Raw genomic sequence first — 21353 nt, 5'->3', positions numbered from 1 at the left:
TTATGGGTAAGCACACCGCTCACCGGCGCGCAGTATAAGGGGTCGCGCATATAGGGTCAACGCGGTGTCGGCGTTTCCTGCCGGGACCGGAAACGATCCTTATGATTGAACGCGGCAATAGACCAGGCGGCCGACCCGGGTCTGCCGGGGATCCGGGGCGACGAATCACTTGATGTGGGCCAGGATGCCGTCGAGCTCGTCGAGGCTGTTGTAGGCGATCACCAGCTTGCCGGCGCCGCGATTGCCCTGCTGAATCTGCACCCGCGCGCCGAGCTTGTCGGTCAGATCGGTCTGAAGCCTGCGGATGTTGGGGTCGAGAGCGGGCTTGTGCTCCGAGGCCCCGAGGGCCTCTCCGGATTGCTGGATCCGGCGCACCAGGCGCTCGGCCTCGCGCACCGAGAGTCCGCCCCTGACAACCTGAGCTGCGGTCGTGCTCTGATCGTGCCCCCGCAGACCAAGCAGGGCGCGGGCATGACCCATCTCCAGCAAACCCTTTTCCAAAAAATCGCGGACATCCGGGTTGAGATCCAGCAGACGCAGCAGGTTGGTTACCATCGAGCGCGACTTGCCCAAGGCATCGGCGATCTGCTGGTGGGTCAGGTTGAACTCTTTGAGCAGGCGCTCGAGTGCCCCGGCCTCTTCCAGCGGATTGAGATCGGCGCGCTGGATGTTCTCGATGAGTCCGATCGCCAGCGCGGCCTGCTCGTCGACCTCTCGCACCACGACCGGGATCTCGGCGAGGCCGGCCTGCTGGCAGGCCCGCCAGCGCCGCTCGCCGGCGATGATCTCGTAGCTCTCCCCGGCCAGCGGGCGGACCACGATCGGCTGGATGACGCCTTGCGCGAGGATCGAATCGGCGAGCTCGCGCAAGGCATCCGGGTCGAAGTCATGACGGGGCTGGTAGCGTCCGGGCCGGATGCACTCCAGGGGCAGGCGGGTAATCCGCTCGCCCCCGTGCGCGCCGACCCCGGGGGCGGACGACGCGTCCTCCGGGCTCGACACCGCGACCATCGGCGCGCGGGCGGCACCGAGCAGGGCATCGAGCCCGCGGCCCAGCCCCTTCTTCTTCGGCGGTGACTTTTGCTCGTTGTCCATGGTCACCCGCCTCAGGCCGCGGACTTGCGCGTCTCGCGACGACGCAGCAGCTCGCTTGCGAGCGCGAGATAGGCCACCGCGCCCTTGGACGCGGGGTCATAGAGCAGGGCAGGCAGACCGTGACTCGGTGCCTCGGCCAGACGCACGTTGCGCGGGATGATGGTGCGATAGACCTGATCCTTGAAATGGGTGACGAGCTGGGTCGAGACCTGATTGGCGAGGTTGTTGCGCGGGTCGTGCATGGTCCGCAGGATGCCCTCCACACGCAGCTCCGGGTTGCGATTGGCGCGAATTTGCTCGATGGTGTCCATGAGCGCGGAGAGACCCTCCAGCGCGTAATACTCGCACTGGATCGGGATCAAGACACCCCCGGCCGCAACCAAGGCGTTCACCGTGAGCATGTTGAGCGACGGCGGACAATCGACGATCACCAGCTCGTAGTGCTCGATGGCATTGGCGAGCACCCGCGCAAAACGTCGCTCGCGGTCCGGCGAATCGAGCAGCCCGATCTCGGCCGCGGTCAGATCGCCATTGGCCGGCAGCAGGTCAAAGCCCGGCGAGGGGTCGTCGACTCGGCACAGACAGTCGGCGAGTGCGATGTCTCCGAGCAGTAGATCGCAGCTTGAGTTGACGAGGTTGTGCTTGTCGACCCCGCAGCCCATGGTGGCGTTGCCCTGTGGGTCGAGGTCGACCAGCAGGACGCGCCGCTTGAGCGAGGCCAGCGAGGCCGCCAGATTGACCGCGGTCGTGGTCTTGCCGACGCCGCCCTTCTGGTTGGCAATGGCGATGATGTTGACCATAGGCGACTCAGTCACTCCGGAGCTCGATCAGGTGGCGCTCGACGTCGAGGAAGGGAATTCGCAGCGGGTGGACGTGCACGGACCCGTCCCACCGGTCCTGCATGTGCGTGACCTCGTCGAGGTCGCGCCCCTTCATGAGGAGCAATCGGCCCGGACGCGCCAGCAGATCCCGGTGAGCGGCACCGAGTAGATCGGCGGCCGCGACGGCACGGCTCACTATGGTACTGAAGTTTCGCCCCGGCAGGTATGTCTCCATCCGGGCATGGACCGTCTCGACGTTCTCCAGCCGCAGATCGAGGACGGCTTGGCGGACGAATCGCAGTTTCTTCTGATTGCTGTCGAGCAGCCAGAACCGTCGTTGCGGCTCGACGATCGCCAGCGGCAGGCCGGGCAGGCCGGCGCCCGTGCCGAGGTCGAGGACACTCTCGCCGCAGAGAAACGGCGCAACCGCGAGGCTGTCGAGCAGATGTTTGGCGACCATCTCAAGCGGATCACGCACCGCGGTCAGATTGTAGGCCCGATTCCAGCGCGCCAGGAGGGCGATAAGATGCAGAAGACGCCCATGCGCCGTGCCGTCCAATGCGAGACCCAGCTGGGTTGCGCCTCGGGACAGCCGGTCGGACAGGCCCGCGACCGACGCACCTTCGACGGCGTCGAGGGGTACGGTCGTCATCAGGCGCAGCGTCGCTTCAGATGAATCAGCAGCAGCGACACCGCCGCCGGGGTCACGCCGGGGATGCGTGCGGCCTGACCGAGGGTGTGCGGTCGCACCCGATTGAGCTTTTCGCGCACCTCGGTCGAAAGGCCCCGCACCTGGTCGAAGTCGAAATCCTCGGGCAGCGCTCGGGCGTCCTGATCACGATGGCGGTTGATCTCGTCACGTTGGCGCTCGATGTAACCCTGATAGCGCGCCTGGATCTCAAGCTGCTCGGTGACCTCGGCGGACAGCGCCTCGGGCGGTTCGCCGGCGAGGGCCGCGACCCCGGAATAGCCGACGTTCGGGCGGGCAAGCAGCTCGGAGGCGCGGACCTCGCGCCGCAACGGCTCGCCGAGGATGCGCTCGGCGAGCACCTGATCGATCCGGTCGGGCCGCACGAAGGTCTCGCGCAGCCGCTGGCGCTCGCGCTCGATCGCCTCGCGCTTGTCCTCGAAACAACGCCATTGAGCATCGCCGACCAGACCGAGCCGTCGGCCCGACTCGGTCAGACGCAGGTCGGCGTTGTCCTCGCGGAGCATCAGCCGATACTCGGCCCGGCTGGTGAACATCCGGTAGGGCTCGGCTGTACCGCGCGTGATGAGATCGTCGACCATGACGCCGAGATAGGCCTCGTCGCGACGCGGCAGCCAAGGGTCGCGGCCCTGCACTTGGAGTGCCGCGTTGACCCCGGCCAGCAGGCCTTGCGCCGCGGCCTCCTCGTAGCCGGTCGTTCCGTTGATCTGGCCGGCGAAGTAGAGCCCCTGGAGATGGCGGGTCTCCAAGGAGGGCTTCAGATCGCGCGGATCGAAGAAGTCGTACTCGATCGCATAGCCCGGGCGAGTGATGTGCGCCTGCTCGAACCCGACGATCGAGCGCACCAAGGCCTGTTGAATGTCGAAAGGCAGGCTGGTCGAGATGCCGTTCGGATAGACCTCATGGGTCTCAAGCCCCTCCGGCTCGACGAAGATCTGATGCGACGTCTTCTCGGCGAAGCGCACCACCTTGTCCTCGATCGAGGGACAATAGCGCGGTCCCACGCCGGCGATGACGCCCGTGTAGAGCGGCGAGCGCGAGAGGCCCGAATGGATGATCTCGTGGGTACGCGCGCTGGTATGGGTGATGTAACAGCTCACCTGGCGCGGATGATCGAGCGCGCTCCCCATGTAGGAAAAGACCGGCACGGGCTCGTCGCCCGGCTGCTCGGCCAGGCGTGCGAAATCGATACTCCGCCCGTCGATGCGCGGAGGCGTGCCCGTCTTGAGCCGCTCGACGCGAAACGGCAGCTCGCGCAGGCGCCGCGAGAGGGCATTCGACGGTGGATCGCCGGCCCGTCCGCCCTCATAGTTGGAGAGTCCGATATGGATGCGACCGCCCAGGAAGGTCCCGACCGTGAGCACGACGGCATGTGCCCGAAAGCGCAACCCCATCTGAGTCTCGACGCCGACCACCCGGTCCTGCTCGATCAGAAGGTCTTCGACCGACTGTTGAAAGAGGGCCAGTCCGGGCTGGTTCTCGACCGCCGAGCGCACCGCGGCCTTATAGAGGATGCGGTCGGCCTGGGCGCGCGTCGCCCGCACTGCCGGACCCTTGCTGGCGTTGAGAATGCGAAACTGGATGCCGCCGCGATCCGCCGCGCGCGCCATCAAACCGCCGAGCGCATCGATCTCCTTGACAAGATGGCCCTTGCCGATGCCCCCGATGGCCGGGTTACAGCTCATCTGGCCGACCGTTTCGATATTCTGGGTGAGAAGAAGGGTGCGCAGGCCGCAGCGGGCCGCCGCAAGCGCCGCTTCGGTGCCCGCGTGCCCCCCGCCCACCACAACGACGTCGTACGGATCGCCAACCATCATGTAGGGAAACCCAAGTCTATGAGACAACGCAGTTTAACCCAGATGCCCGCACGGATACCCCTATGGCGATACATCTGAACCGGCACGTCCCGAGCGACTCGGCCAGTCTCGGGGAGCGCGTGCTCGCGGCCGCGCGGGCCGTGATCCTCGGTAAGGACCGCGAGCTTCGGCTCGCCTTGGCCTGCCTGTTGGCGCGCGGTCATCTCCTGATCGAGGATGTACCGGGAGTCGGCAAGACCACTCTCGCGCACCTGCTCGCACGCCTGCTCGGTCTGGAGTACGCCCGCATCCAGTTCACCAGCGATCTGCTGCCCGCGGACGTGATCGGGGTGTCGGTCTACGACCGGGCCGCCGAGTCCTTTCGCTTCCATCCCGGACCCGTCTTCTCCCAGTTGGTGCTCGCCGACGAGATCAACCGCGCCACGCCCAAGGCGCAGAGCGCGCTCTTGGAGGCGATGGAGGAGCGCCAGGTGACGGTCGAGGGCGAAACCCGACCCTTGCCCGAGCCTTTCTTCGTGATCGCGACCCAAAACCCGCTGTTTCAGGTCGGCACCTTTCCACTGCCCGAGTCCCAGTTGGATCGGTTCCTGATGCGGATCCGGCTCGGCTATCCGGCGGCCGAGCAGGAAAAGGCCCTGCTGGCGGGCGAGGATCGGCGCACCATGGTTGCGCGTCAACAGCCCGCACTGACCGGTGGGCAGTTGATGGCGTTGCAGCAGAAGGTCGTCGAGGTCCACGCCGCTCCCGCCATCATCGAGTATGTTCATGCGATCCTTGCACTCACGCGCAGCAGCGAGCGATTTCTGCACGGGCTCTCCCCGCGTGCAGGGCTCGGCATGCTGCGCGCGGCGAAGGCATGGGCGCTCCTGTCCGACCGCGACTACGTGATCCCGGAGGACGTCCAGGCGATCCTGCCCTCCTGCGTCGTGCATCGACTGGTCGCGTCCGAGTATGGGGGGCGGCTCGACGAGGAGGCGGTGGTGAGTGCGATCCTGGATCATGTCGCGCTCGCTTAAGCGGCGTCCGGCGGCTTCGACGATCGTATAAGGGCAAGCGAACGCCGGGGCTACCCATCACCGTCGTGGTTGACGCCGCTTAAGCGAGGATTTTTTGGGTGAGGGGGAAGCATGTTCGACTGGACGCGATTTAGGGCTAGACGGTTCAGTAGTCTGTTTCGACGGGTGGCGCGTGGGGGAGACGGGGTTGCGCGGGTCGGGAGTCGTCAGATCTATATCCTGCCGACGGGGAACGGGCTGCGTTTCGCTGCGGTGCTCTTCGTCATGCTGCTGGGTTCGCTCAATTATCAGAACAACCTGGGGCTGCTCTTTACCTTTTTTCTCGCATCCGTGGCGCTCGTGGCCATGCATCACACCTGGTTCAACCTGCTCGGGCTTTCGGTTCAGGCCCGCGGTGGCCCGCCGGTCTTCGTCGGGGACGATACGAGCTTCGAGATCGTCGTCGGCACCGAGGGGAAGCGGGCGCGCTACGACATCGGGATTCCGGCGGGCGAAACGCGGCATCAGTCGCTCGCGATCCCGGGCGGGGACTGCGGCACGCTCCGAATCGTTCGCCCGACACTGAGACGCGGTCTGTCCGCGCTCGACGAGGTCACGGTCGAGACGCGCTACCCGCTGCACCTCTTTCGCGCCTGGTGTTATGTAAGGACCGATGCGACGACCTTGGTCTATCCGAAGCCGGCACAGGTCGCGCCCGGGCCCGGATCCGCGGCGGGCGATACCGAGCCGCGCCGCCGGCAAGGTCCCGAGGGAATGGAGGATTATCTGGGGCCGCGCGGCTATCGCGACGGCGATTCACCCGCGCAGATCGACTGGAAGGCGTACGCGCGCGAGCGCGGGCTCGTCGTGAAGCAATTCGGCGGGGACCAAGGCCAAGAGATCTGGATCGATTGGGCCGGATTGACTGCCGCGAACCCGGAAACCAGGATCAGTCTGCTGACCCGCCAGGTCCTCGACGCGGCCGAGGCCCAAGTCCGATTCGGGCTGCGACTGCCCGGTCTTGAAGAACCTCCGGGGCGAGGCGCAGGCCATCTCCAACGCTGCCTGACGCATCTGGCGCTGTACGATCATGCGAACAATCCTCTCCAACGAGCGGCCTGAGCGGGCCCAGATCCTCTGGGTCACGCTGGTCCTGATCGCGGCCTATCTCCCGCTCGCGGGCCATCTTGCGCCCCAGATCAGCGCATTTGTCGGGCTGCTCTTTGCGATCCGTCTTGCCTCGCTGCGCTGGCCCGCGGTCCTGCCGGGCACCTGGCCGTTGGCGGCCTTGACCCTGATCGGCGTCGCCAACGCGGCGGTGACCTACCAGGGTTGGTCGGGGCAGAACGCAGGAACGGCGCTCTTCGTCTCCATGCTGGTGCTCAAGCTCATGGAGCTGCGGCGCAAGTCGGACATCCGCCTGGTCGCGACGCTTATCGGGTTTCTCGTCGTCGTCGAGTTCCTGTTCGACCAATCGCCCTGGTTGGTGCTCTATCTGGCTGCCGTCGTGCTGGGGGGAATCGCCCTGCTGGTGGATCTGAACGGCGGGCTCGGGGAGGCCCGTCGGCGCGGAGCCTTGGCGGTCGCCGTGAGGCTCTCGCTCCAGGCCCTTCCGCTGACACTCATCCTCTTCCTGCTGTTTCCTCGCCTCAGTGCCCCACTGTGGAGCCTGGGCCTGGACCCGAGCAAGGCCACGACCGGGATCTCGGACAGCCTCGAGCCGGGCGCGATCAGCGAGCTGGTGCTCAATGGCGAGCTGGCGTTTCGCGCCCGTTTCGACGGCATGCCGCCCGCTGCCGATCAGCTCTATTGGCGCGGCCCCGTACTCTGGGAGACCGACGGGCGCCGCTGGTCGGTCGGGAAGGACATCGCGGGCACGGGACCCGCCGGCGCGCTCTTGCAGACGGCTCGGCAGATCGACTACGAGGTGACCTTGGAGCCGACCGATCAACGCTGGCTCTTCGCGCTGGACTTGCCGAACAGCGTACCGGAGGAGGCATTTCTCAGTCCGGATCATCAATTGATCGCGCGCCAGGCCGTCAGCGCGGTCAAGCGCTATCGGGTGACCTCAGCACTCGACTATCGCACCGCCGCGCCGGATCCGGCGCGCCTTGCCGCCGGACTGCAGGTCCCGGACAACGTGACACCGCGGATGCGCCGGCTGGTCGAGGAGTGGCGCAGCCGATCGGAGACCGATTGGGCGCTGGTGCAGTCCGGACTGCAGTTCTTCAACCGCGAATCCTTCCATTACACCCTGATGCCGCCGCGCCTCGGTGCGAACCCGACCGACGAGTTCCTCTTCGAGACCCGGCGCGGCTTCTGCGAGCACTACGCCGGCGCCTTCGCCGTCTTGATGCGCATGGCCGGCGTTCCGTCGCGCATTGTCTTGGGCTATCTCGGGGGCGAGCTCAACCGCGTCGGCGGCTATCATATGGTCTGGCAGTCCGACGCCCATGCCTGGGTCGAGGTGCTGATCGACGGGCGCGGCTGGGTGCGGGTCGATCCCACCGCCGCGGTCGATCCCTCGCGCGTCGACAACAGCGGGGCCTCGCGCATGCTCGGAGCAGGCCCTTCGGTGCGCTTCACCCTGGAGCAGGCCGACGCCATCGCCCGTTTCGTGCGCGACATGCGCCTCTTCGCCGACAGCCTGGATGCCGCCTGGCAGGATTGGGTCTTGGGCTTCTCGGTCGAGGATCAACTGGCCTTGCTGCAACGGCTGCGGCTGGGCGAGCTGCGCGAGTACGGGCTGGTCGCACTAATGCTCGCCGCCCTCGGCATTACCCTCGGGATCCTGGTGCTCGCCTCGATTCGCGAGCGCAAACCGCTCGACCCGCTGCAAGCCGAATATGCCCGGTTCTGCGGACGTCTCGCAAAGATCGGACTCGAGCGCCTGCCCAACGAGGGACCCATGGACTACGCCGGACGGGTCGTCGCGCAACGTCCGGATCTCGTACCGACGGTCGAGCGCTTTATAGATCTCTACATCCCGGCGCGCTACGGCCAGGGGGATTCGCGCGACGTTCTTGCCGCGCTCGCCGATCTACTGCGCGACTTTCGCCCCCGGCCCCTACGCCCTCGTCGCGGTTGAAGTCACCCAAGTCGCGGGTAGCATCCACGCCGCTCGCCACTGCGCGACTCGGATCACGGCCACGGCCTGCCGGATTCATCACTCCGTCGGCACTCCCGACGTGCCTTGGTCGCGGCTCGATGCCTCCAGGGTCGGTCCTGCTCCGGAAACCACCTTAGCTCTGCATCTGATGCGGACTCTCGGACTCGGCGCCGCTTGCCGTGTCCGGCTGCTCCCACGGAAAGTGAGGCAGATGGAAGAAGGCCTGGCGGACGCTCTCGATCCAATCGCGGGTCATCGTCTCCAGCTCCGCGGACTGCTCCTCCAACCGGAGGCGGTGCGACGGCGCCAAGGCGTCTTTCGGGTAAATGGCGACCTCGAAGGGCGGCCCGACGGTCAGGTTGGAGCGCGCCGTCCCGGCAAGCGAGACCAGGCAGACGCGTGCCCCGTCATTGAGGGAGATGTCCGGCGCCACGATCTGATCCAGGATCGGTTTGCCGTACTTGCTCTCGCCGATCTGCAGAAAGGGCGTCTCGGGCGTAGCCGCGATGCTGTTTCCCTGAGGGTAGATCATGAAAAGTCCGTGGGGTTGCCCGGCGATCTGTCCGCCCAGAATAAAGGTGGCCTCCACGCTCGCTCCGATCTGCCGCAGCGCGGGACCATGCTCGTTCTGGACCGCCAGGTTGACCTGGCCGATATAGTTCGCCGCCTCGAATAGATAGTTCACGCTCGCAAGCGTAACAGCGGGAGCCGGATCGGTTTGACTCGGATTCGCGGCTTGATCGAGATCGCGGCGGATCCGGTTCAACACCTCCTGGGTCGTTGCGAGATTGCCGGCTGCGAGCAGAACGAACATCCGATCGGGCGCCGGCTGGAAGAGATGCAGCTTGCTGTAGGAGGAGATGTAATCCACGCCCGCGTTGGTGCGGGAGTCGGATGCCATCACAAGGCCCTGGTCGAGACAGAGTCCAACACAATAGGTCATTCGGGTGAATCTCCGAGGAGTGGAAGTCGACCCGGGTGACGCGGATCGACGGAAAACGCCGTTCCACCCGAGCGGAATCACGACAACAGGAGCAGCATCAAACTTCATCCGGGCGCCGTCAAGAACCTCCCGCCGGTCGGCGAGGCTTGGGCGAGATTGTCATCGCGACCTACGCGCATGGACAATAGGGCTCACTGTCGGGTCATCCGGCAACCAACCCGGGGAGCATCAGGTGAAAGAACGCAACGTCGACGTCGCCATCATCGGGTCCGGCACCGCCGGACTGAGCGCCATGGGGCAGGTCCGCCGAGCCGGCAAGAGCTTCGTCCTGATCAACGGGGGCGAGCCGGGGACGACCTGCGCACGGGTCGGCTGCATGCCTTCGAAGGCCATGATTCAGATCGCCGAGGATTATCATCGGCGCACGCATCTGGGCAAGTTCGGCATCGACGGTCATGAAGGTATGACCCTGGATATCCCCGAGGCGCTCGAGCATGTCCAGGATCTGCGCGACACCTTCGTGGATCGCGTCCTCGGCAGCAGTACCGACGACATGCCGGAGGATCTTTTTGTTCAGGACTATGCCCGCTTCGTCGAGCCGACCCTGATCGAGGTCGCCGGTCAGCGCATCCGCGCCAAGGCGGTCGTCATCGCGACCGGGTCCCGACCTCTGGTGCCCGAGCCATGGGAGGCGTTCGGCGATCGCGTCATCACGACCGACGACATCTTCGAGCTTGAGGACCTGCCCGCCGCCATGGCCGTAATCGGGCTCGGGACCATCGGTCTGGAGATCGGTCAGAGTCTGGCCCGGATGGGGGTTAAGATCACCGGGTTCGATGCGGTCGACCGGATCGCCGGGGCTCAAGACCCGGAGGTCAATCAGTCCGCCATCGAGCTGCTCGGCAAGGAGTTTCCCATCCATCTGGGCGCGCCCGCCGAGATCGCCGCGGAAGGCGATCGATTGCGGGTCACCGCGGGCGAGCAGAGTGTCCTGGTCGACAAGGTGCTCTGCAGTATCGGGCGCGTGCCTAATGTCGAGGGGCTCGGGCTGGAGAACCTGGGTGTCCCGCTCGACTCGCGCGACATCCCGTCATTCGATCCCAACAGCATGCAGGTCGGCGATCTCCCGGTCTTCATCGCGGGCGACGTCTCCGGATACCGGCCCATCCTCCACGAGGCCGGTGACGAGGGCAAGATCGCGGGCTACAACGCCGCGCGCATCGATACCGACCCGACGCCGACGCGCTTCCGCCGCAAGGTTCCGCTCTTCATCAACTTCTGCGACCCCAATATCTGCGCCATTGGGGAACGCTGGAACACGCTCGACCCCGAGACCACCGCGGTCGGTCAGATCAAGCTCGCCCCGGTCGGACGTGCGCTCATCATGGGCAAGAACAAAGGCCTCATCCGCGTCTACGCGGACAAGGCGACCGGCCGCATTCTGGGCAGCGAGATGATCGGACCCAAAGGCGAGAACCTCGCCCATCTGCTCTGTTGGGCGATCGCGCAGGGTCTGACCGTCGGCGACCTGCTGCGCATGCCCTTCTATCACCCGGTCATCGAAGAGGCCCTGCAGGCCGCACTCTACGACCTCTATTCCAAGGTCGAGGCCAAGAACGGCGGGGGGATTACGGAGCTGGAGCGTCTGGAATCCGAAACAGCACCGCGTACAGCAGCGGCACCACGACCAGGGTAAGTGCCGTCGCGAAGGCGAGTCCGAACATGATGGTCACGGCCATGCTCTTGAAGAAGGGGTCGAGGAGCAGCGGCGCCACGCCGAGGATGGTGGTCAAGGCGCCGAGGAAGACCGGCCGCGCGCGGCTCACCGCGGCATCGAGGACGGCGTCCAGGCCGGCCTTGCCGTCGTGCCGCTCGGCGTCCGCCTGGTCGACGAGGACGATCGAGCTCTTCACCAGCATGCCGATCAGGCTGAGGAAGCCCAGGATCGCCATGAACTCGAACGGCACGCGGAAGAGCAGCAGACCGATCGTGACCCCGATGATCGCAAGCGGGACCGTCAGCCAGATCACCAACGGCTGGCGGACGGCGTTGAACATCACCACCACCGCAAGCACCATCGCCGCGAAGCCGTAGGGCGCCGAGAGGGCCAGCCCCTCGTTCGCCTCCCGCGATGCCTTGTATTCGCCCTCCCACTCCAGCGCATAGCCGGGCGGCAGGGCGATTGCCTCGACCGCGGGGCGCAGCCGCTCGAGCACGGGGCCGGACAGCGCGCCGGGTGGCGGGTCGGCCTGGGCCTTGATCGTCGGGAAGCGGTTCACCCGGCGGATCACGGCATCCTCCCACGCCACGTCCACCCCGGTCACGAGTTGCCCCACGGGGAGGTAGCGCTGGGCGGTCGGGCTGTAGACCTGGACATTGTCGAGCTGGTCCGCGGTGGCCCGTTCCGCCAAGGGGGCCCGCGAGACGATGGGGACCAGGGTGTCGCCCTCGCGGTAGACGCCGACCTGCGCCCCGGTGAAGGCGCGGTTCAGCGCGGCGCTGATCTGGGTCGCATCGACGCCCGCGCGCTGCGCGGCGACCGGGTCGACCGCGGGGCGGAGCACCGGCACCTTCTCGCGCCAGTCGTCCTGGATCGCCACGGCGTCCGGGTCGTTCGCCATCACCGCCTTGGCCTGCTCGGCAAGCGCGCGCAGCACCTCGGGATCGGGACCGCGGAAGGCGGCCTCGATCTTCTTGCCGCCGCCGCGCCCCAGCATGAATTTCCACACCTTGATGGCGGCATCGGGATGGCGCGCCTCGAGCTCCGTCTGCAGCTCGGCGATCAGCGGGGCGATCAGAGCGGCGTCCTCCACGTCGACCAGGAGTTGGCCGTAGGCGCTGTTGGGATCCTCCGGGACGTAGGTGAGCATGAAACGCAAGCCGCCCTGACCGACGAAGCTGGTGGCATGGGTCACCCCGGGTTTCCCGCGGACGTGGGCCTCGACTTCGGCAAGCTCCGCGGCGGTCACCTCGATGTCCGTGCCCTGGGACAAGTAGAGGTCGACGACGAACTGCGGTCGCGCCGACTCGGGCATGAAACCGGGCGGCACGGCGCCGAAACCGAGCACGGCGGCCAGGAGCAGGGCCAGCAGCACGATGCCGGTTCCGAGCCGCCGGCGCAGCAGCACCTGCAACAGGCGGCGGTAGCGCTCGAGAACGGGGCCAGAGCCCGCGCCGGCGCCGACGCCCGCCGGCTTGACCTTGAGGAAGCTGACGCAGAACAGCGGCGTCAGGGTCACCGCGAGCAGCCAGCTCAACAGCATCGAGTAAAGGATCACCCAGAACAGCGACCCGGCATACTCGCCCATGTCGGTGGGTGACAGGCCGATGGCGCTGAAGGCGAGGATCCCCACCGCGGTGCCGCCGAGCAGGGGCCACTGGGTCGCCTGCACCACTTCGACGGCGGCCCGTGTGCGCTCCTCGCCCTTCTGCAGCCGCACCAGGATCCCGTCGGTGACGACGATGGCGTTGTCCACCAGCATCCCCAGCGCGATGATCAATGCGCCGAGCGAGATGCGCTGCATGGCGATCCCGTCCAGATGCATCGCGATCAGCGTGCCGGCCACGGTGAGCAGCAGGATGGCGCCGACGATGAGGCCGCTGCGCAAGCCCATGAAGAGCACCAGCACCAGGACTACGATCACCACCGCCGCCACCAGGTTGGCGACGAAGCCGTCCACCGCCGTGCGCACCGCGTCGGACTGGTAGGAGACCACGTTGAGCTCCATACCCACCGGGCGCTGCAACTCGAGCTCCGCCAGGCGGGCGCGCACCGCGTCACCCATGGCGACCACGTTGCCGCCGGCGAGATTGGAAACCCCGAGTCCGATGGCGGGCTCCCCGTCGTAGCGCACCAGGGCGCGCGGCGGCTCCAGCACCCCGCGGGTGATGGTCGCGACATCCTTCAAGGAGATAACCCGATCGCCGCCGGACGAGGCGAGGACGATGTTGCCGATCGCCTCGACCGAGTCGACCTGCCCCGTGGGGCTGACTGCCAGGCGTTGGGGTCCAACCCGCAGCTCGCCTGCCGCGGCGAGCAGGTTCCGCTCGCGCAGGACCTGATGGATCTGCTCCAGGGAGACGCCGAGCTGAGCCGCCTTCGCCGCGGCGATCTCGACGAAGATCGCGTCTTGGGGCGCTCCTTGTGTCGCGACCCGGGCCACGCCCGGCACCAACACCAGCTCGCGCTCCAGGTCCTCGACATAGTCGCGAATCTGCTCCAGGCGATAGCCGTCGCCGGTGACCGCGAAGAAGAGGGCGTAGACGTCGCCGAAGTCGTCGTTCACCACCGAGGGGCCGGCCCCCGGCGGCAACAGGCGCTGGGCATCCGCGACCTTGCGCCGCAGCTTGTCCCAGACCTGTTCGAGGTCGTCCTTCGTGCGGGCGAAACGCAGGTCGATCTCCACCGAGACCCGCGACTGGCCCAGGGTGGAAACGGAGGTGACCTCTTTGACCTCCTGGAGCTGCTGAACCGCGCCCTCAATGGCGTCGGTGACCTCTTCGGCGACCTGGGCCGGTAGCGCGCCCGGATAGGGGGTGACGATGACCGCCTGGCGGATGACGAACTCCGGGTCCTCAAAGCGCCCGAGCTGCTGGTAGGCGATGTAGCCGCCGACCAGCAGCACCAGGCAAGCCAACCAGGCGATGGTGCGCTTGCGCAAGGTGTAAGCCGCGATGTTCATGGCGCCCTCCGGACCCTAAAGCGCGTGGACCGGCATGCCGTCGCGCAGATGGTTGACGCCCGCCGTGACGATCCGCTCGCCGGACGCAAGCCCGGCGAGCACCACGATGTCCTCACCCTGAATCGCGCCCACCTCGATCGGCCGACGGCTCACCCGCGAAGACTCCGAATCCACCACCCAGACCGACGGCGTGCCGTCGATTCCGGCGACCACCGCGCGCAGGGGAACGCGCACGCTGGTCGGCCCCTCGCCGACCGGCGAGTCCGCGGGGAGCACCTCCAGGGACATGCCGGGCAACAGCGGCGCGTCCGCCGAACGCTTGACGCCCAGCACGGCCTCGTAGGTCTGGGTCTGCGGATCGGCTTCGGTCGAGAAGGACTTGAGCGTGACCGGGAAGCGGCGCTCGGGCTGATCGGGGAACCGGGCGAAGCCGGCGACCCGCTTCGGCTCCCCGCGCACCACCCGCTCCGGGACGTGGATGACGATCTCCAGCTCGTCTGTGCTCTGGAGGCTCACGACCGGCTCCTTGGCCTGGACGTTCCGGTAGTTTTCCACCAGCCGGCGAGCGATCGTCCCACCAAAGGGGGCGGTCAGCCGGGTATCGTCGAGATCCTTGCGCGCCGCGGCGAACGCCGAGCGGGAGACCTCAAGGGCCGTGCGCTTCTGATCGACCTCCGCTCGGGGAACCGCCTTGTTTCGATCCCAGAGCTCCCGCACCCGCTCGTAGTCGGCGGCGGCTTTGTCGAGCTCGGCCTGCGCGGCAGCGAGCTGTGTCTCGAAGCTCTCGGGGTCGAGTCGCGCGATCAGGTCGCCGGGCGCCACGACCTCGCCTTCCGAGACCGGAAGCTCGATGATCTGCCCGGGGACGTTGAATGCAAGCTCCGCCCGCTGAACGGCGCGCACGCGGCCGGGGAAGCGCAGGCCGGAGTCGAGTCCCGCGGGGACGATCTCCAGAATCTGCGCCGGACGGGACGTCTCAAGTGCCGCGGAGGGAGGCAATTGCTCCTCGCACCCGGCGAGCAAGAGGGACAGGCCTAGGAGTCCCCACGCGCCCGCCTGTTGGTGATGGATGGACATGGGGCTCTCTCCCGGTGTTGGATCTGGGTGGTGGATCGGGCCGATGGATCTGTCGATCGTGTCACGCGATCTCCGCCGTGACCACCTGACGGTTGAATGTCCGCGGCAGCCGCCGAGTCTGTCCGAGCAGCGGCTTGTCGGCAATCCAGTGACCGCCCAAACTGGGCGGATGCGGGCGGCCTCGCCGTCTGCTTCGCAGTTGCCCCCGTCCAACCATACCGGAGCGCGCGCATGGCATTCGACTACGAAGACCTCACCCGCGACTTCGGCCGCATCTGGCCGATCCATACGGCACAGTTCTGCGATCTGCTGGTCACCCTGCGACGAACCTTCGGGGGCGACCTCGACAGCATGCTGGTGCTGGCGGTCATCGGTACGCGGACCCTGGCGTGGCGGCGCATCGATGGCCTGTCGTACGGCGAGTTCTTGGCGCCCGACCGGGGTCAGACCGAGCTTGCCCCGATCAACCTGCAGTCGATCGCGGACTACAGCGGGATCCCGCGCGAGACCGTGCGTCGGAAGGTCCAGGCGCTCCGGCGTGCCGGTTGGGTCCGCAAGCGCGATGACGGTTATCTGATCGCTACAGGTCAGGCCGCCGTGGACCTGGCGCCGGCGACCGAAGCGACCTTGAAGTATCTGGTCGCCATCGGCGCCGCATGCGCCGAGGCGTCGTCCAAGGACTGATCGTCTCCGGACGGACTTGCCCGCGGGCACATCTCCCGACAACATCTGTGGGTGAGCACCGATTGTGACCGAGACGCCTCTGCCATCGAGCCAATAACGGGTTGGGCAGCGTCGCTACGGCGCCGATCCGGCGCTGTGTGATCCCGCACTCACCTTCGTGCTCCACGCCGGCCTTGGTGGAGCACTGACCAAGCTCGGCACGCACAAGGAGGAGGCGCGCACCGGGGCGAGGCGGTCGGCGGCGTTGCCGAGGAGCACGATGGTTCGGGCTCTTGGTCGAAGCGCCCGGCGAAGATGGCGTTGAGCACCGCGGGCGGCAGCGCAGCGAAGACGATCAGGATGCGCTTGAGCAGGATGCGACCTCGTCACCGCGCTGAACGGTGCGGGCGCGACATCGGGCCGACCTAAAGGCGTCGCCGTACGAACGGCATCAGAAGCCCCCTCCGGTGCGAAAGCCGCCGTTGCCCCCGCCGCGCTTCCCGGCCCCACCGCTCCCGCCGGTGCGACCGGCGCTCCCGTGGCCCAAGCCGCCGAAGATGTCGCCCGGGCGACGCGCATCGCCGAGGCCGCCGCCCCAGACGGTACCCCGACCGAAGGCGCCTGAGCCGAAACCCGGGTCGGAGCGTTCCGGGCGATAGCGCTGCTGCTCCTGCATGACGCGCCAGAGGTTGCGTCGGTCCAGGGCGCCGTTCAGGAACTGCCCCAGCATCATGGCGATCATAGCCTCGTTGCCGAATTGTGAGTCCGCGCGATCGAAGCGGTTGCGTTTGAAGTCCGAGCGCAGGGTCTCGACCTCGTCGAGACGCTGCCGTGCCTGCACGAGCGACTCACGCAGCGGTTTAAGCGCGCCGTCGAGTCGGCGCAGCTCGTCCTCGCGCTCCAGCAGGCGAGCAACGATTAGGTCGTCTTCCGGGTAGGGGGTGGCCAAGGCCTCCCGGCGCAGCTCCATCAGGTCATCGCGCTGCAGCTCGGACGTCAGCAGCTCGAGCGCCTTGGCGCTGTATTCGTCCTGCCCGGCGGCATAAAAGGCCTTGCGCACCTCGAGACCCTGGAGGTCGCTACGCGCTTGGGCGATACGCTGGTCGATGGCCTCGAGCGCCGCCTGCGCCTCGACGATCTCCGCGTCGAGGGTCGGGATACCGTCCTCGACCCGCGCGGCTTCGTCGAGTGCCTTCAGGGCGGCAAGCTCTACCTCGGCGGCGGTCGTGAGCGCCGTGGCGTGCTCGCGCAGGCGCTCCGGGATCTCGTTTAGGCGAGCATAGTTCGCACCGGCGGCCGCATAGCCGATGAGACGGGCAACCTTGCCGTCGAGCCAACGAATGGTTCCCCAAGCCCTATAATCGGGCCGGCCGTAACGGCGCTTCCAGAGATACATGAAGAGCGGATCGTCGCGGTACGAGACGCCCTTTTCTTCGCGTTCCGCTTCGCTGCGGTCTGCCTTCTCGGCGGCGTGTGCGGCCTTGCGCTCGGCCTCCGTGGCACCTTCGAGCCGAGCCTTGTAGGCGTCATCGCCGCCAAGCCGGGCCTGGGTACGGGCCTCCGCAGCGTCCGCCGCCTGAACCGCGGCATCGACCCGAGCCGCCTGCCCGTTGCGCTCCGACTCCAGGGTACGGAATGCGGACTCGGCAAATTGGATCTGCTCCGTCAGCAGCGTCAGCGCGGTCTCGCGTTGGCCCAGAAGCGCCGTGACCTGCTGCTCGGATTGGTCCAGGTGGTTGAGCAAGGCTGCGTCGGCGAGCAATCCGACGCGAAGCTGCGCGAGGGCCTTGTAGTCTTCGAGCTGCCCCCGGCGTTGCGCCTGCAGTTGCTGCTCGGCGGCCTCGACCCGTGCCTCGACCGCCGCGACCCGGGCGCGTGCCTCGTCGACCGCCCGATCGATCTCGCCGAGGGCTTGTCTGCCGGACATCATGTGCGGTCTCCAGGGTGAGCGGTTGTTACCGTGAGGATGTGCCGATCCGGTTCTCGGCCCGTTCGCTTAAGCGCAGGACCGGGACTCACCATTGCGTGATGGCCCCGCCGGTGGTGCGCATGTCGTAACGCGGAACCAACTCGCCGCGCGCCTTGTAGCCGAAACGGTCGCGCTCGATGATGCCGTCGTCCTGCTTGTCGCGCGCAACCGCGTTGAAGGTCTCTTCATCCACGCGAAGACCCCAGATGGCGACGGTCTCCGTCTCACGGGTCTCCTCGTTGAGGATCGGCACGCGGAGCACCCGCCCGGTCGGATCCACGGCCTCGACCAGGATGTAATCGTTGCGTGCACCCGTGTTCAGGTCCGGGATGCGCCAGACACCGCTCCGCTCGCCCGGTCGGTTGACGATACGCAGGCTGTACTCCTGCCCCAAGATCGTCCGGGCGGTCTCCAGCTCGCGCAGCGCCAAGCGGGCGCCTTCGGTGTCGTCGTCGCGCAGGGCGGACTGACCCGCACCGAGATAGCGCTCCAGCGTCGCGCGCGCTCGGTCGTTTCCGGCCAGCGCGATCGCCTCGGAATGGACGCGCACCAAGTCATCCGGCAAGGCGGCATCCGGCGCGACGAAGGAGACATAGTGGATGACCGCGGCAAGGACCATGATGCCCAGGATCCCGCCGACCCACTTACCCCAGTCGCCGCGGTTGACATAGATCCGGGCGAGCCGCGTCGCGAGCGAGCGCGGCGGCGGAGCATAGGTGAAGCGTCCCTCCTTGAGTGCCGCCACGCCCTGCTCGATCACATGATCCGGTACATCGATGCCCTGAGCCGTGTAGATCTTGCGCAGACGCTCCTTGAGATCCTCCTCGCGACCGAGGTCGTCGAGCTCGGTCTTGACGAGGCGCTCACGGCGTCTCAGCGTATCCACGACGTCCATCGCAAGCATGACCTCGTCGAGCGGATGCGTGCTGCCGGCGACCGCGGCTTGCGCCGCCGCCGCGCCGACCGGCCGCACGCCGCTATCGACAGCTCCATCGTTGCTCATGCCTGAACCTTGAGATCGAGCCCCTTACCCTCCTCGGCAAGACGTGCGAGCTTGCGTTTACCCTCCTCGACCGCATCGCGGATCTCCTCGGCGTTGCGGGTGCTTTGGGTGCGCATCTCCTCGATGATCTCGTGCGATCGGGTCTGCCAGGTCACCACGGAGTCGACCAGCTTCTTGACCGCGTCGGCGCGCACGGTCGGCCCGTAGCCCGCCCGAACCGCCGCTTCCTGCACCTTGCCGCCGATATCGGCCAAGACCTCGAGCGATTGGCTCACGCCCTCTTTCATCGCCTCCACCGTCTGCGTGCCTTCATGCAGCCCGAACATCCCGGTGAAGGACGCGGTGAGTGCCGTCAGGACCACCTCGTTGGTGCTGAAGAAGCTCACGGCCTGAGCATAGACACGCTCCTTGGCGTTGGTCGTCTGGAGCAGTCGCGCCATGACCACCTCGGAGGTGTTGTAGGAGATGGTCAGGTTGTCGGACAGGTCCTTGGCGATCTGATAGCGCTTCTCTTCGAGCTGCAGTGCGCGCACCTGCTCGTCGCGTGCCAGCTCGAGGCGAGCGCGCTCGGCGGGCTCACCCGAGGTATTCGCATCCACCTGCGCCATGGCCTGCGCCAGCGCCGCCTTCGCCGCGTCCAGCCGATCCTGCGCGGTCTTGAGGACTTCGAGCGCCAGCACCTCGGACTGTTTCAAAGCACCGCGGAAGTCCTGATACGCCTCCAGGATCTGGTGCTCGCGCCGAATCTGGTCGTCGGTGGAGGAGGTGACGTCCAGATAGCTCGTCTTGATCTTGTCGAAACGCGCGGCGATATCGCCGCGCGTGGCCTTCATCCAGACGTTGCTCAGGCGCTCGAAGGTATCGAGCTTGCCGTCCTCGATCTGATCCACCATCGTCTTGGCATCGTCGCGGATGCTGTTGAAGGCGTTGGTGATGTCCTCGTAGCGACTGCCGATCTCCATCGCCTGGACCTGCCGGCGAACGACGTCGTTGAAGAGCGACGCCTGACTGAGTGTCCGCGCGATGGCGGTCACGCGACCTTCGTCGAGGGTCGAGATCTGGTTCAAGAGCGCAATGATCGGGTCGGCCTGTCGGTCCCCCTCGGTCGGGAGCAGCCCCAGGTCGTGAAGGCCGTTCATGGCCTTGTCCAGGTATTGGATGGGGGTCGCGGTCGCAACGGCGGCGGTGTCGGTCATGCTTAGGCTCTCCTCACGGCGAGCCGACTTGGATTGGCCCGCTTGTGTCTGTTATGAATGCTCGGGACTCGGCGTCGCCGGCACGGCAAGCATCCCGGCGCATGCCAAGAAGTCCGGATCGCGATCGTCAGCGCCAGTTGCGAGTCTTGGTGGACGGCCGACACCGGCGCGGTCGGAGTGCGCTGCGTGGACAAAGCGGAGGACGTCGTCTAGGCTGAAGACGGAGTGTCGCCCACGCAAGCGACAGATCATGATCCACGGAGGTACAAGGTGTATCGTTTTATCGCGTTGCTCTGTCTCTGCTCGGTTGCCGCGCCGGTCTTGGCCGAAAACCTGCGTTGCGGCAGTGATATCGTCTCCAAAGGCGATTCCGCCTTACTGTTGCGTCAGCGCTGCGGCACGCCGACCCAGGTTGACCGTTACGAAAACAAATCCGCGATTCAGCGCTACGACCGCCTCACCAACACCTACTTCACCGAGCACCTCGGGGACCCATACGAAGTTTGGACCTACAACTTCGGCCCGCGCCGCCTGATCACCCGCGTGACCATCCGCGGGGGACTTGTCAAATCCATCGTCACCGGCGGCTACGGCTTCTGATCCTGATGTCGGTGGCCCGGCGTGCGTCATGTTGTCCGGTTTCACCTCCGATTTGCAACGGCGACGACCCGCAACGACCCGAGATTGCCGAAAGCCGTCTCGTATGCGAGCCTCCCCGAGGCCACACGACACCCGCAGTCTAAACCGAACACACGACCGGAGCACATCATGGGGCTTTTCGATTTCGCGAAAGACGTCGGCAAGAAGCTCTTCGGCATCGACGCCGAGGCAGGAGAGAAGATCAAGGCGGAGATCGAGCAGGACAACCCCGGGATCAAGGGACTGACCGTGAATTACGACAACGGCGTGGTCTCGCTGACCGGCGAGGCCGAGAGCCCGGAAGCGATGGAGAAGGCCGTGCTGATGGCCGGCAACGTTAAGGGCGTCGCGGAGGTCAGGGCCGACCAGCTCACCGCACCGCCTCAGACCGCCGAGGTCGACTTCTACGTCATCGAGAAGGGCGACACACTCTCGGCCATCGCCAAGAAATACTACGGCAACGCAAACGCCTACCCCCGCATCTTCGAGGCCAACCGAGAGGTCATCAAGGACGCCAACCTGATCTACCCCGGACAGAAAATCCGGATTCCCAAATCGGCCGGGTAGAGTCATCAAGGGCATCGGGCGGTTTCAGCCGCTCTGCTGTGTTTGAGTGAGGGGTGTGGGCGACTGAA

17 protein-coding genes are annotated in these 21353 nt (G+C 66.6%); 7 read left to right on the top strand and 10 right to left on the bottom strand.

Annotated elements, in window-relative coordinates:
• Positions 1 to 165: 165 nt before the first annotated feature.
• Genes AADX97_RS11480 through mnmG form a run of 4 tightly spaced genes read right to left on the bottom strand, consistent with a single transcriptional unit; the run spans position 166 to position 4442 of the window.
• Complete coding sequence (locus AADX97_RS11480) at positions 166 to 1095, bottom strand: ParB/RepB/Spo0J family partition protein (protein ID WP_374234386.1); 930 nt, start codon at positions 1093 to 1095, stop codon at positions 166 to 168.
• 11 nt (positions 1096 to 1106) lie between these two features.
• Complete coding sequence (locus AADX97_RS11475) at positions 1107 to 1895, bottom strand: ParA family protein (RefSeq protein ID WP_374234403.1); 789 nt, start codon at positions 1893 to 1895, stop codon at positions 1107 to 1109.
• A 7-nt stretch (positions 1896 to 1902) separates the two neighbouring features.
• A complete protein-coding gene (gene rsmG / locus AADX97_RS11470; RefSeq protein ID WP_374234385.1) occupies positions 1903 to 2568 on the bottom strand; it encodes a 16S rRNA (guanine(527)-N(7))-methyltransferase RsmG in 666 nt (221 codons plus the stop codon).
• Entirely contained in the window at positions 2568 to 4442 is a 1875-nt protein-coding gene (gene mnmG / locus AADX97_RS11465; RefSeq protein ID WP_374234384.1) for a tRNA uridine-5-carboxymethylaminomethyl(34) synthesis enzyme MnmG, read from the bottom strand. Before mnmG ends, rsmG begins: the two co-directional genes overlap by 1 nt.
• A 62-nt stretch (positions 4443 to 4504) precedes the next feature.
• Between mnmG and AADX97_RS11460 the strand changes: the two genes are divergently transcribed.
• From AADX97_RS11460 to AADX97_RS11450, 3 genes are all read left to right on the top strand, one after another.
• The gene (locus AADX97_RS11460) at positions 4505 to 5458 is read left to right on the top strand and encodes an AAA family ATPase (protein ID WP_374234383.1); all 954 of its coding nucleotides are present in this window, start codon (positions 4505 to 4507) and stop codon (positions 5456 to 5458) included.
• A gap of 111 nt (positions 5459 to 5569) precedes the next feature.
• A complete protein-coding gene (locus AADX97_RS11455) occupies positions 5570 to 6559 on the top strand; it encodes a DUF58 domain-containing protein (protein ID WP_374234382.1) in 990 nt (329 codons plus the stop codon).
• On the top strand, positions 6528 to 8525 hold the full coding sequence (locus AADX97_RS11450; protein ID WP_374234381.1) for a DUF3488 and DUF4129 domain-containing transglutaminase family protein: 1998 nt from the start codon (positions 6528 to 6530) through the stop codon (positions 8523 to 8525). Before AADX97_RS11455 ends, AADX97_RS11450 begins: the two co-directional genes overlap by 32 nt.
• A gap of 154 nt (positions 8526 to 8679) precedes the next feature.
• Here AADX97_RS11450 and AADX97_RS11445 read toward each other — a convergent pair whose 3' ends face one another.
• Positions 8680 to 9489 carry a 20S proteasome subunit A/B gene (locus tag AADX97_RS11445; RefSeq protein WP_374234380.1) on the bottom strand — a complete coding sequence of 270 codons (810 nt, stop codon included), beginning with the start codon at positions 9487 to 9489 and terminating at the stop codon, positions 8680 to 8682.
• Between the two features lie 232 nt (positions 9490 to 9721).
• Between AADX97_RS11445 and AADX97_RS11440 the strand changes: the two genes are divergently transcribed.
• Positions 9722 to 11185: a dihydrolipoyl dehydrogenase gene (locus AADX97_RS11440; protein ID WP_374234379.1), complete on the top strand. Its 1464-nt coding sequence runs from the start codon at positions 9722 to 9724 to the stop codon at positions 11183 to 11185.
• On the opposite strand, the gene AADX97_RS11435 is transcribed toward AADX97_RS11440, so the two are convergent.
• Entirely contained in the window at positions 11118 to 14171 is a 3054-nt protein-coding gene (locus tag AADX97_RS11435; protein WP_374234378.1) for an efflux RND transporter permease subunit, read from the bottom strand. The genes AADX97_RS11440 and AADX97_RS11435 overlap by 68 nt on opposite strands.
• Positions 14172 to 14186: 15 nt before the next feature.
• The gene (locus tag AADX97_RS11430) at positions 14187 to 15248 is read right to left on the bottom strand and encodes an efflux RND transporter periplasmic adaptor subunit (RefSeq protein WP_374234377.1); all 1062 of its coding nucleotides are present in this window, start codon (positions 15246 to 15248) and stop codon (positions 14187 to 14189) included.
• Between the two features lie 231 nt (positions 15249 to 15479).
• On the opposite strand from AADX97_RS11430, the gene AADX97_RS11425 reads away from it, so the two are divergent.
• On the top strand, positions 15480 to 15932 hold the full coding sequence (locus AADX97_RS11425; RefSeq protein ID WP_374234376.1) for a helix-turn-helix domain-containing protein: 453 nt from the start codon (positions 15480 to 15482) through the stop codon (positions 15930 to 15932).
• A 430-nt stretch (positions 15933 to 16362) separates the two neighbouring features.
• Here AADX97_RS11425 and AADX97_RS11420 read toward each other — a convergent pair whose 3' ends face one another.
• The 3 genes from AADX97_RS11420 to AADX97_RS11410 form a co-directional block, all read right to left on the bottom strand.
• The gene (locus AADX97_RS11420) at positions 16363 to 17838 is read right to left on the bottom strand and encodes a hypothetical protein (protein ID WP_374239291.1); all 1476 of its coding nucleotides are present in this window, start codon (positions 17836 to 17838) and stop codon (positions 16363 to 16365) included.
• A gap of 88 nt (positions 17839 to 17926) precedes the next feature.
• On the bottom strand, positions 17927 to 18883 hold the full coding sequence (locus AADX97_RS11415; protein ID WP_374234374.1) for a DUF6384 family protein: 957 nt from the start codon (positions 18881 to 18883) through the stop codon (positions 17927 to 17929).
• On the bottom strand, positions 18880 to 20079 hold the full coding sequence (locus tag AADX97_RS11410) for a cell surface protein (RefSeq protein WP_374234373.1): 1200 nt from the start codon (positions 20077 to 20079) through the stop codon (positions 18880 to 18882). Before AADX97_RS11410 ends, AADX97_RS11415 begins: the two co-directional genes overlap by 4 nt.
• 270 nt (positions 20080 to 20349) lie before the next feature.
• On the opposite strand from AADX97_RS11410, the gene AADX97_RS11405 reads away from it, so the two are divergent.
• Both AADX97_RS11405 and lysM read left to right on the top strand, forming a co-directional pair.
• Positions 20350 to 20679, top strand: coding sequence for a DUF2845 domain-containing protein (locus tag AADX97_RS11405; protein WP_374234372.1), 330 nt, complete (start codon positions 20350 to 20352; stop codon positions 20677 to 20679).
• Between the two features lie 168 nt (positions 20680 to 20847).
• Complete coding sequence (lysM, locus tag AADX97_RS11400) at positions 20848 to 21285, top strand: peptidoglycan-binding protein LysM (protein ID WP_374234371.1); 438 nt, start codon at positions 20848 to 20850, stop codon at positions 21283 to 21285.
• The last annotated feature ends 68 nt before the right edge of the window (positions 21286 to 21353 follow it).

Origin of the sequence: Thiocapsa sp. C2-2m (assembly GCF_041903745.1) — a bacterium.
Taxonomy (GTDB): domain Bacteria; phylum Pseudomonadota; class Gammaproteobacteria; order Chromatiales; family Chromatiaceae; genus Thiocapsa; species Thiocapsa roseilacustris.
Note: the sequence above shows the minus strand (reverse complement) of the source record. Positions and strands in the feature narration are given on the sequence as shown.